The organism is Pseudomonas abieticivorans (assembly GCF_023509015.1).
GTDB lineage: Bacteria > Pseudomonadota > Gammaproteobacteria > Pseudomonadales > Pseudomonadaceae > Aquipseudomonas > Aquipseudomonas abieticivorans.
The window spans coordinates 4181137-4192873 of the sequence record NZ_CP094975.1 but is presented as its reverse complement, the minus strand read 5'-3'; the positions used below and the strand labels follow the sequence as shown (position 1 = coordinate 4192873).

Below are 11737 nucleotides of genomic sequence, written 5' to 3'. Positions count from 1 at the left end.
GTTCGTGAACAACGCTTTGAACCAACTGCAGCCTTACCCGTTCGAGAAACTGCGCGCCCTGCTGGGTGCAGTCACGCCGAACCCGGACAAGCGCCCGATTGCCCTGTCCATTGGCGAGCCGAAGCACACCTCGCCCGCCTTTGTCGCCCAAGCGCTGGCCGCCAACCTCGACAAAATGGCCGTGTACCCCACCACCCTGGGTATCCCAGAGCTGCGCGAGGCCATCGGCCACTGGTGCGAGCGGCGCTTCAACGTGCCCGCCGGCTGGATCGACCCAGCCCGCCACGTGCTGCCAGTCAACGGCACCCGTGAAGCGCTGTTCGCCTTCACCCAGACCGTGGTCAACCGCAGCGATGACGGGCTGGTGGTCAGCCCCAACCCGTTCTACCAGATCTACGAAGGCGCAGCGTTCTTGGCCGGTGCCAAGCCGCACTACCTGCCGTGCCTGGATGCCAACGGCTTCAACCCAGACTTCGAAGCAGTACCGGCCGATGTCTGGAAGCGCTGCCAAATCCTGTTCCTGTGTTCGCCGGGCAACCCCACGGGCGCCTTGATCCCGGTCGACACCCTGAAAAAGCTGATTGCCTTGGCCGACGAGCACGATTTCGTGATCGCCGCCGATGAGTGCTACAGCGAGCTGTACTTCGACGAGCAAACCCCGCCTCCGGGCCTGTTGACCGCTTGCGCGCAACTGGGCCGCAGCGACTTCAAGCGTTGCGTGGTGTTCCACAGCCTGTCCAAGCGCTCCAACCTGCCGGGCCTGCGCTCCGGTTTCGTGGCCGGTGATGCCGAGATCCTCAAGGCCTTTTTGCTGTACCGCACCTACCACGGCTGCGCGATGCCGGTACAAACCCAACTGGCCAGCGTGGCTGCCTGGAACGACGAAGCCCACGTGCGCGCCAACCGCGACCTGTACCGCGAGAAATACGACGCCGTATTGGCCATCCTGCAACCGGTGATGGACGTGCAACGCCCGGACGGCAGCTTCTACCTGTGGCCGAAAGTGCCGATGGACGATGCGCAGTTCTGCCAGCAGTTGTTTACCGAACAACACGTGACCGTGGTGCCGGGCTCCTACCTGTCCCGTGACGTGGACGGCGTCAACCCAGGCGCCGGGCGCGTACGCATGGCCCTGGTTGCCCCCCTGGCCGAATGCGTGGAAGCAGCTGAGCGGATCCGCGACTTTATTCAAAGCCGCTGATCGCCATCCCACAGCCCATGGCACTGCGTTGCCTGGGCCGTGGGTAACGGTTCAATCGATAACTATCTACCGCATACCTCCCCGCCGGGCGATGAACACTCAGGGCTCAAACCCACAACGAGTGAATGCCCATGGATACCCCCTTCTGCTGCACGGCCAGGCATTGGCCGGACCTTAATGCCGCCCATGAGAATGCCATCCTCATCAACCCCGACAACGCGGGCCACCGCGCAACGGGCCGCATCCAGAAACGTGCCGTTGGCAAGGTCAACAAGTTCTGGAAACCGGGCAGCACACTCAAAATCTCTTTTTGGGATGCGTGGGGTCCGATTCCCGAAGACCTGCGCCAGGCGATTTTCGAGGCTGGCTGCAAATGGCTGCCCTACGTCAACCTGAAGTTCGAGCGCGTCGCCAATCGCCGCGATGGTGATATCAAGATCGCGGTGGTCAACAGCAACGACAATTTCTCGATGTTCGGGACCGACGCCCGCATGGCTGCCGACGCGTCAATGGTGCTGGGTATCAAACCCACCGATCCAAAGTTCCAATACGCCGTGATCCATGAATTTGGCCATGCACTGGGCGCCGAGCACGAGCATCAGCACCCCGATGCCAATATCCCCTGGGACGAGGAAGAGGTGTACGCCTATTACGCCAAGAAGAACGTTTCGCGCGCTGACGTGGACGAGCAAGTGCTGAGCAAGCTGGATCGCGCCGGCTTGCTCAACACGCCCTACGACCGCAAGTCGATCATGCACTACCCCGTCCCTCAAGCATTGACCAAGGGCGACTGGACCGTGGGTACAAACCTCAAAATCAGCCGCAAGGATCGCCGGTTCATGCGCCTTGCCTACCCCGCCTGATTACTTGCCCCGCCCCAGGTTCGCTTCACTGAGGTCCAACTCGCCAAGAATTTCGCGCAGCACGTCATCGCCGATCTGGCGATGGCGTCGCAGGCTGTAAAGCTCCAACCGCTGGGCGCGCAATGCCCGCAGGCGCAGGCGCTTTTCCAGCTCATCCATTTGCTGGGCCTGGGCCTGGGCTTCAGCGGAATCGTTGAACACGTCCAGGTGATGACGGTACTCGGACATCAAGCCCGCCTTGAGCTCTGCCGCCAGGGCGGCCTGGGCCGCATCGGCGCTGGCAAGCTTATCGGCCGGGTCGTCTTCCTCCAGGGCACGGATCGCCGCTTCCGCCGTACGCCGCCAGGTCTCCTGCACTTCCTTGCGGGTGGCTTCGTCGGAGCTTTTGATCACCCCGCGCAACAACAGCGGCAAGGCGATGCAGGCGGCGATCAGCGACAACAGGATCACGCCTGCGGCAATGAAAATCAGCAAGTCTCGCTGGGGGAAATCCTCGCCGGCACCCAACAGCAAGGGGACCGACATGACGCCGGCCAGGGTCACCGCACCACGCACGCCCCCCACGGTCAATAACCAGCACGAGCGCATGGTCGGTACCTGGGTAATCCCGCTGTGACCGCGCAGGCGCCGCACCATGCCAATAAAGCGCCAGGTGCTTTGCACCCAGATGAAACGCAGCACCACCAACACGGCAAAAATGGCCACTACATCCAGGCAGCGGTACAGCAAGGTGGGCCACAGCGAAGTTTCGTGGCTGGCCACCGCCTTGATGATGTCGGGCAGTTGCAGGCCAAGCAGCAAAAAGATCAGGCCGTTGAAGGCAAACTCCAGCAGCGACCAGACACTGCGGTTAAGCAACCGGGTACTGGTTTGCCGTGGCAGCAGGTCTAGCCAGCTCTGCATCATGCCCGCCGCCACGGCCGAGAGAATGCCCGAGGCACCTAGCAGTTCGGCCAGTACATAGGCAGCGAATGGCAACAGCAGCATGAACACCACGTGGGTGGCCGGGTCATCCCAGCCGCGGGCGATCATCCAGCGACGCAGGCGCCCCACCAGCCAACTCAAGGCCACGCCCACCGCCAGGCCGCCACAGGCCACCAGCACGAAGTTGACGCTGGCGTCGAGCAGCGAGAAATAACCGGTCACCGCTGCCGCCAAGGCGAACTTGAAGGTCACCAGGCCCGAGGCATCGTTCATCAATGCCTCGCCCTGCAGAATGCGCATCAACGGGGTGGGCAAGCTGTCCTGAGCAATCGCCGACACGGCCACCGCGTCCGTTGGCGACAATACTGCCGCCAGGGCGAAGGCCACGGGCAGGGGAATACTGGGCAACATCCAATGAATAAAGTACCCGGCACCCACCACGGTAAACAGCACCAGCCCCACGGCCAACATCAGGATCGAACCGCGCAGGCGCCACAGGTCGCGCTTGGGCATGCGCCAGCCATCGGAAAACAGCAGGGGCGGCAAGAACAGAAACAAAAACAACTCCGGGTCCAGCGCGACGTGCAGCCCCAGGGTCGGCCAGGCCAACAACGCACCGGCGGCAATTTGTACCAGCGGCAACGGCAGTGGTATGACCCGTGCCACCAGCCTGGAGACGCTGACCAGCATCAACAGGATGAGGACGGTATAAGCAGTTTGCATAAGACGGTGTTCCCTTCTTCAGGCAAAAGTCCGACATTTTAACGGCTATGGTGTAACAGCACCTGTGCACGATAGTCGCAGGCTGTAAAGAGACAGTCATGGCGCTGAAACAATCGATGCCGCATAATTCGTCGATTCGCATTGGGAGAGATGAGGACGAGCCGCACACACCGGTCCGCTCCAGTAGCATTCATGACTAACATTCTCTATGGCATCAAAGCCTGTGACACGATGAAGAAAGCCCGCACCTGGCTCGATCAAAAGCTGGTTGCCTACGACTTTCATGACTACAAGACCCAAGGCATCGACCGCGAGCACCTTGACAAATGGTGCGATGAACATGGCTGGCAGGTGGTACTCAACCGCGCCGGCACTACGTTCCGCAAGCTTGATGACGTTCAGAAAGCCGATCTCGACCAGGCCAAGGCCGTGGAACTGATGGTCGCGCAGCCGTCGATGATCAAGCGCCCGGTCCTGGACCTTGGCGACAGAACCCTGATTGGCTTCAAGCCAGAACTCTATGCGGCGGCCGTCCAGTAAGCACTGGCAACCCAGGCCCCCTTTAATTTGCAAGAGGTAACTGCATGTCCACTACCCTGTTCAGCCTGGCCTTCGGCGTCGGCACCCAGAACCGTCAAGGCACTTGGCTGGAAGTGTTCTACGCACAGCCACTGGTCAGCCCATCGGCCGACCTGGTTGCAGCAACCAGCAAGATCCTGGGCTACACCGGCGGCAACCAGGCCATCACGTTCAGCATCGCCCAGGCCTCACAACTGGCCGAAGCGCTGAAAAACGTCGACCCGGCTCAAGCCGCGCTGCTGACCCGCCTGGCCGAAAGCCACAAGCCGTTGGTCGCCACCCTGCTGGCTGAAGACGCCGCGCTGACCTCCACCCCCGAGGCCTACCTCAAGCTGCACCTGCTGTCCCATCGCCTGGCCAAGCCCCACGGCCTGAACCTGGCGGGCATCTTCCCGTTGCTGCCGAACGTCGCCTGGACCAGCCGCGGCGCCGTCGACCTGGGTGAACTGGCCGAACTGCAACTGGAAGCGCGCCTCAAGGGCGAACTGCTGGAAGTGTTCTCGGTGGACAAGTTCCCGAAAATGACCGACTACGTGGTACCAAGCGGTGTGCGCATCGCCGACAGCGCCCGCGTGCGCCTGGGCGCCTACATCGGCGAAGGCACCACCATCATGCACGAAGGCTTCGTCAACTTTAACGCTGGCACCGAAGGCCCGGGCATGATCGAAGGCCGTGTCTCGGCAGGCGTCTTCGTCGGCAAGGGTTCGGACTTGGGCGGCGGCTGCTCCACCATGGGCACCCTGTCCGGTGGCGGCAACATCGTGATCAAGGTGGGCGAAGGCTGCCTGATCGGCGCGAACGCCGGTATCGGCATTCCGCTGGGCGACCGCAACACCGTCGAGTCCGGCCTGTACGTGACCGCCGGCACCAAGGTGGCGCTGCTGGACGAGCACAACAACCTGGTCAAAGTGGTCAAGGCCCGTGAACTGGCTGGCCAGACCGACCTGCTGTTCCGTCGCAACTCGGAAACCGGCGCCGTGGAATGCAAGACCCACAAGTCGGCCATCGAGCTGAACGAAGCCCTGCACGCTCACAACTAAGTGGCGCTTTCGAGCCTGGACCCGCGCCAGGCTCGATCAAGAGTTCGAAGACCATGTTTGTGCCCTCCCCCTGGCGCGCCGATTTCCCGGCCATCGCCGCTCTGCAACGCCAGCACCAGACCTATCTGGACAGTGCCGCCACCACCCAGAAACCCCAGGCCCTGCTGGATGCTCTCAACCATTATTACGTTCACGGTGCCGCCAATGTGCATCGTGCCCAACACCTGCCTGGCGCCTTGGCGACCCAAGCCTTCGAAAGCAGCCGCGAGAAAATCGCGCAATGGCTCAATGCCGCAAGCCCCAGCCAGATTATCTTCAGCCACGGCGCCACCAGTGCGCTGAACCTGTTGGCCTATGGGCTGGCGTCGCACTTCAAGCCCGGTGACGAAATCGTCATCAGCGCGCTGGAGCACCACGCCAACCTGCTGCCCTGGCAACAACTCGCCATCAGGCAAGGGCTCAAACTGGTGGTATTGCCCCTGCACGCCAACGGCCTGATTGACCTGGCGGCCGCCGCTAGCCTGATTGGCCCGCGCACCCGACTGCTGGCGGCCAGCCAATTGTCCAATGTGCTGGGTGCCTGGCAGCCGCTGCCAGCCCTGTTGGCCATGGCTCGCGCCCAAGGTGCGTTGACCGTGGTCGACGGCGCCCAGGGGGTGGTGCATGGTCGCCATGACGTGCAGCAACTCGATTGCGACTTTTACGTGTTTTCCAGCCACAAACTGTACGGCCCCGATGGGGTCGGCGTGCTTTATGGGCGCAGTGAGGCGCTTGGGCTGCTCAAGCACTGGCAGTTTGGCGGCGAGATGGTGGACCGTGCCGATTATCAAGCTGCCACCTTCCGCGCCGCGCCCTTGGGTTTTGAGGCTGGCACACCGCCCATCGCCGGCGTGATTGGCCTGGGTGCGACCCTGGATTACCTGGCGAGCCTTGATCTGGACGCCGTCGACGCCCATGAAACAGCCCTGCACCAGCAGTTGCTACGCGGCCTGAACGACCGCGAAGGTATCCGCCTGCTGGGCGAACCGCAGGTGGCCTTGGCCAGCTTCGTGGTAGAGGGCGTGCACAATGCCGACCTGGCCCATTTGCTGACTGATCAAGGGATAGCCGTGCGCGCCGGCCATCATTGCGCCATGCCGTTGCTCAAAAGCCTGGGCCTGGCTGGGGCAATTCGCGTGTCGCTGGGCATCTACAACGACTCCAGCGACCTGCAACGCTTCTTCGACGCGCTGGACAAAAGCCTGGAGCTGTTGCGATGAGCCTGCCCCTTCACGCCCGCGAAGCCCTGGCCGCTTTCGACCAGGCCGCTGGCTGGGAGCAACGCGCGCGCCTGCTGATGCAATGGGGTGAGCGGCTGCCTGCCTTGAGCGCGCAAGAAAAAACCCCTGAACACCAAGTGCACGGCTGCGAAAGCCAGGTCTGGCTGGTGGCCCGCCAGGTCGACGGGCGCTGGCAGTTCACCGCCAACAGCGACGCACGGTTGATTCGCGGGCTACTGGCCTTGTTACTGGTGCGCGTCGAGGGGCTGTCCTCGGCCGAACTGGCGGCACTGGATTTGCCCGGCTGGTTCAACCAATTGGGGCTGTCGCGCCAGCTCTCGCCCTCGCGTAGCAACGGCTTGAATGCCGTGCTGCAACGCATGGCCGAGTTGGCCGCTTAACCTGTGATCGGTTAAAAGCCGCTGCGGTGCTCCAGGTAGAACTCGTTGACTGCTTCGCGGATAAATCCGCTCCTACCGAGACGGCGGCGTGCTTTTCGCGGATGAATCCGCTCCTACGGGGTATTCGCGTGCTTTTGTAGGAGCGGATTTATCCGCGAAAAAAACGCCGCAGTGCTGCGCGGTTAAATACGCCCCTATACAGCGGCAGGTTTGCTGCGCTCCGAGGGGCGGCGCACTCCGGCCACCAGTTTATCCACCGCCTTGGTGGCCGCGACCATGCCAAAGGTTGCCGTGACCATCATCACCGCGCCAAAGCCACCGGCGCAGTCCAGGCGCACGCCTTCCCCGACAAAGGCCTTTTGCAGGCACACGGTGCCATCGGGCTTGGGGTAGCGCAGCTGTTCGGTGCTATACACGCACGGCACGCTGTAATGGCGGGTGGTGTTGCGCGAAAAGCCGTAGTCACGGCGCAACATCGAGCGCACGTTGGCCGCCAATGGGTCGTTGTGCGTGCGGTTCAGGTCGCACACCTGGATTTGCGTGGGGTCGATCTGCCCACCCGCGCCGCCGGTGGTGATGATCTGGATCTTGCGCCGCTTGCACCAGGCGATCAGCGCGGCCTTGGCGTTGATGCTGTCGATGCAGTCAATCACGCAGTCCAAGTGCTCGGTGATGTACTCGGCCATGGTATCGCGAGTGACGAAGTCGCTCACCGCGTGCACCGTGCAGTCGGGGTTGATCGCCCGCAAGCGCTCGGCCATGACCTCGACCTTGGGCTTGCCGACGTTGCCGTCCATGGCGTGCAACTGGCGGTTTACATTGCTCACGCACACGTCGTCCAGGTCGAACAGGGAAATTTCCCCCACGCCACAGCGGGCAATCGCCTCCGCCGCCCACGACCCTACCCCGCCCACGCCGACGATGGCCACATGGGCATCACGCAGCCGTTGCATGCCCTCAAGGCCATACAAGCGCGCGACACCGGCAAAACGTGGATCTTCTGTACTCATGACCATCACCCTGAAAACCGGCGCGCATTATAGGCGCGTTGCCGGCCGAGGGCACCCCTGCGTTTATCGGTTAGAGGTAGGAAATATCTGAAAGTAAAAACCTCAATAATTGATTATTCTTACAAACGAACTTCCTTTGTTTTTGTAAATCGAAGATCCAGCCAACACCCGCTTGCGAAATGGCCCTACAGACCAAAGCGCTCGCCGACCTTGCCTCGTTCCACCCTTCGGAACCCGAAAGCCCTATGTCATCGCGTAAATTTGGTATCAACCTGGTGGTAGTCGTGGCTATCGCCGCGCTGTTCACCGGCTTCTGGGCGCTGATCAACCGCCCGGTCACCGCCCCTGATTGGCCCGAGCAGATTTCCGGCTTCTCTTATTCGCCTTTCCGCCTGGGCCAAAGCCCGCAGAAAGACCAGTACCCAACGGATGACGAAATCCGCCAGGACCTGGAGCAGATGAGCAAGCTGACCGACAGCATCCGCATTTACTCGGTGGACGGCACCCAAGCCGATATCCCCAAGCTTGCCGAGGAATTCGGCCTGCGCGTGACCCTGGGCGTGTGGATCAGCCCGGACCTTGAGCGCAACGAGCGCGAGATCGCCAAGGCCATCGAACTGGCCAACACCACCCGCAGCGTGGTGCGCGTAGTGGTGGGCAACGAGGCACTGTTTCGCAAGGAAGTCACGGTCAAGGACCTGAGCGCCTACCTGGACCGCGTGCGCGCAGCGGTCAAAGTGCCCGTGACCACCTCCGAGCAATGGCACATTTGGGAGCATAACCCCTCGCTTGCCAAGCACGTCGACCTGATCGCCGCGCACATTTTGCCCTACTGGGAATTCATCCCGATGGACAAGGCCGGCCAGTTCGTCCTGGACCGTGCGCGCGAACTCAAGCGCATGTTCCCGAAAAAGCCGCTGCTGCTGTCTGAAGTAGGCTGGCCGAGCAACGGTCGCATGCGCGGTGGCGCCGATGCCACCCAGGCAGACCAGGCCATTTACCTGCGCACGCTGGTTAACAAGCTCAACCGCCAGGGCTATAACTATTTTGTGATCGAAGCCTACGACCAACCGTGGAAGGCCAGTGACGAAGGCTCCGTGGGCGCCTATTGGGGCGTGTTCAACGCCGCGCGCCAGCAGAAATTCAATTTCGAAGGCCCGGTGGTGGCCATTCCACAATGGCGGGTGCTGGCGGTCGGCTCAGTGGTATTGGCCATGCTGTCCTTGGCCCTGCTGCTGATCGACGGCTCGGCCCTGCGCCAACGGGGGCGTACCTTCCTGACCTTTACCGCGTTCCTGTGCGGCTCGGTGCTGGTGTGGATCGGCTACGACTACAGCCAGCAATACAGCACCTGGTTCAGCCTGACGGTGGGTTTCTTGCTGGCCTTGGGCGCGCTGGGGGTATTCATCGTACTGCTCACCGAAGCCCATGAACTGGCCGAGGCGGTGTGGATACACAAGCGCCGTCGGGAGTTCCTGCCCGACAACAGCGACAGCGCCTACCGGCCAAAAGTGTCGATCCACGTGCCGTGCTACAACGAACCACCCGACATGGTCAAACAGACCCTGGATGCGCTGGCCGCACTCGATTACCCGGACTACGAAGTCCTGATCATCGACAACAACACCAAGGACCCGGCCGTGTGGGAACCGGTGCAGGCCTATTGCGAAACCTTGGGCCCGCGCTTCAAGTTCTTCCATGTCGCGCCCCTGGCCGGCTTCAAGGGCGGTGCGCTGAACTACCTGATCCCGCATACTGCCGCCGACGCCGAAGTGATTGCGGTGATCGATTCGGACTACTGCGTCGATCCCAATTGGCTCAAGCACATGGTGCCGCACTTCGCCGACCCGAAAATCGCCGTGGTGCAATCACCGCAAGATTATCGCGACCAGAACGAAAGCACCTTCAAGAAGCTCTGCTACTCGGAATACAAAGGCTTCTTCCACATCGGCATGGTGACGCGCAACGACCGTGACGCGATCATCCAGCACGGCACCATGACCATGACCCGGCGCTCGGTGCTGCAAGAGCTGGGTTGGGCCGACTGGTGCATCTGCGAAGACGCCGAACTGGGCCTGCGGGTGTTCGAGAAAGGGCTGTCGGCGGCGTACTACCACCACAGCTACGGCAAGGGCCTGATGCCCGACACCTTCATCGACTTCAAGAAGCAGCGTTTCCGCTGGGCCTATGGCGCTATCCAGATCATCAAGCGCCATACTGCCAGCCTGCTGCGTGGCAAAGACACGGAGCTTACCCGTGGCCAGCGTTATCACTTCCTCGCAGGGTGGCTGCCTTGGGTGGCAGATGGCATGAACATCTTTTTCACCGTGGGGCGCCTTGCTGTGGTCGGCGGCGATGATCATCGTGCCGCAACGGGTCGACCCGCCGCTGCTGATTTTCGCGATCCCGCCCCTGGCGCTGTTCGTATTCAAGGTGGGCAAGATCGTGTTCCTGTACCGCCGCGCCGTGGGCGTGAATCTCAAGGATGCCTTCGCCGCCGCACTGGCGGGCCTTGCGTTGTCGCACACCATCGCCAAGGCGGTGCTGTATGGCTTCTTCACGTCCAGCATCCCGTTTTTCCGCACCCCCAAGAACGCCGAAAGCCATGGTTTGCTGGTGGCCATCTCCGAGGCCCGTGAAGAGCTGTTCATCATGTTGCTGCTGTGGGGCGCCGCCGCCGGTATCTGCCTGGTGCAGGGCCTGCCAAGCTCGGACATGCGCTTCTGGGTAACCATGCTGCTGGTGCAGTCGCTGCCGTACCTGGCGGCGCTGATCATGGCGTTCCTGTCTTCGCTGCCCAAACCGGGCGCCAAGGAAACAGAAACGCTCGCCTCGGTATAAAAGGCGGTATCTGCAAGCGAGATAGCGGCCCTGGGGCCGCTATTTTTTTGCATCCTGATTGGCTGGAATGCCCCTTAAGCGAAGGAAAAATCCTAAGAATCAGGAGCCATACAAGCAGAAGCGTCTGATTGGGCCAAGCAATCCAGATGAATAGACTTTCCTCGTTGGAGCCAACTGGGCACGCCAGTCCGGATCCTGCTTCCACTTACACAACGAGAAAGGAATATTTACATGCTTCGCACTCACAAGAGCTTGCTCGCCCTCTGCCTGCTGGCTGCCAGCTCCACCGCCATGGCGGCCTCTACCGCGCAGATAACCGTCACCGGCCAGGTGTTGCCAACCGCCTGCACCCCAAGCTTTGCCAACAACGGTGCTATCGAATACGACAACCTGTCGCACGGTGACTTGAACGCGGATACAAGCAAATTCACCAACCTTGCTACCAAGAATCTGGGTTTCACCATCAACTGCACCAGCGCGACTGCGTTGGCCACTACCTGGGTCGATAACAAACCGGACCATAACGATATCCCTAGCCATGTCAGCTATTTCGGTTTTGGCAAAGACGCGTCATCCAATCCAATCGGTCGCCTGTGGGTTCAGTATCGCGGTAGCACGGCGCAGGGTGATGGGGAACCGGTGGACGTCATTCATAGCCTCGACAAACAAAGCTGGGAAAAAAACGCCTACGGACAAGTCAGCAAGGTTCACTACACCTCGTTCGCCGCCGTCGGCGAGACCACACCCAAGGCATTCACTACCTATAGCGGCGACATGCAGCTCAAGCCAATCGTGCGGCCCACCGCACAAATGGACATGTCCGGCGCTCTGGAAATTGACAGCAGCATAACGATGGAAGTCGTTTACCTGTAAGCAAAGACGGGCGACTGGCCTTG

9 protein-coding genes and 1 pseudogene are annotated in these 11737 nt (G+C 61.5%); 8 read left to right on the top strand and 2 right to left on the bottom strand.

Going from position 1 to position 11737, the window contains the following annotated elements:
• Positions 1-4: 4 nt before the first annotated feature.
• On the top strand, positions 5-1201 hold the full coding sequence (gene dapC, locus L9B60_RS19255) for a succinyldiaminopimelate transaminase (protein ID WP_249672325.1): 1197 nt from the start codon (positions 5-7) through the stop codon (positions 1199-1201).
• A gap of 131 nt (positions 1202-1332) precedes the next feature.
• Positions 1333-2064 (top strand): M12 family metallopeptidase, encoded by a 732-nt coding sequence (locus L9B60_RS19250; protein WP_249672324.1) that lies wholly within the window; start codon positions 1333-1335, stop codon positions 2062-2064.
• On the opposite strand, the gene L9B60_RS19245 is transcribed toward L9B60_RS19250, so the two are convergent.
• Entirely contained in the window at positions 2065-3711 is a 1647-nt protein-coding gene (locus L9B60_RS19245; RefSeq protein ID WP_249672323.1) for a Na+/H+ antiporter, read from the bottom strand. It lies immediately after the preceding gene.
• Positions 3712-3903: 192 nt separating this feature from the next.
• Between L9B60_RS19245 and L9B60_RS19240 the strand changes: the two genes are divergently transcribed.
• From L9B60_RS19240 to L9B60_RS19225, 4 genes are read left to right on the top strand one after another with little or no spacing between them, the layout of a single operon-like run.
• On the top strand, positions 3904-4251 hold the full coding sequence (locus L9B60_RS19240) for an ArsC family reductase (protein WP_249672322.1): 348 nt from the start codon (positions 3904-3906) through the stop codon (positions 4249-4251).
• Positions 4252-4295: 44 nt separating this feature from the next.
• Positions 4296-5330 carry a 2,3,4,5-tetrahydropyridine-2,6-dicarboxylate N-succinyltransferase gene (gene dapD / locus L9B60_RS19235; RefSeq protein ID WP_249672321.1) on the top strand — a complete coding sequence of 345 codons (1035 nt, stop codon included), beginning with the start codon at positions 4296-4298 and terminating at the stop codon, positions 5328-5330.
• Between the two features lie 53 nt (positions 5331-5383).
• Positions 5384-6589, top strand: a complete 1206-nt coding sequence (locus tag L9B60_RS19230; RefSeq protein WP_249672320.1) for an aminotransferase class V-fold PLP-dependent enzyme — start codon at positions 5384-5386, stop codon at positions 6587-6589.
• Positions 6586-6990 (top strand): SufE family protein, encoded by a 405-nt coding sequence (locus tag L9B60_RS19225; RefSeq protein ID WP_249672319.1) that lies wholly within the window; start codon positions 6586-6588, stop codon positions 6988-6990. The genes L9B60_RS19230 and L9B60_RS19225 overlap by 4 nt, the downstream gene beginning before the upstream one ends.
• Before the next feature lie 194 nt (positions 6991-7184).
• Here the strand turns inward: L9B60_RS19225 and tcdA are convergent, their stop codons facing one another.
• The gene (gene tcdA, locus L9B60_RS19220) at positions 7185-8006 is read right to left on the bottom strand and encodes a tRNA cyclic N6-threonylcarbamoyladenosine(37) synthase TcdA (RefSeq protein ID WP_249672318.1); all 822 of its coding nucleotides are present in this window, start codon (positions 8004-8006) and stop codon (positions 7185-7187) included.
• Positions 8007-8245: 239 nt separating this feature from the next.
• Between tcdA and L9B60_RS19215 the strand changes: the two are divergent.
• Both L9B60_RS19215 and L9B60_RS19210 read left to right on the top strand, forming a co-directional pair.
• Positions 8246-10841 (top strand): annotated as a pseudogene (locus L9B60_RS19215) (glycosyltransferase).
• A gap of 231 nt (positions 10842-11072) precedes the next feature.
• Positions 11073-11714 carry a DUF1120 domain-containing protein gene (locus L9B60_RS19210; RefSeq protein ID WP_249672317.1) on the top strand — a complete coding sequence of 214 codons (642 nt, stop codon included), beginning with the start codon at positions 11073-11075 and terminating at the stop codon, positions 11712-11714.
• Positions 11715-11737: the final 23 nt, after the last annotated feature.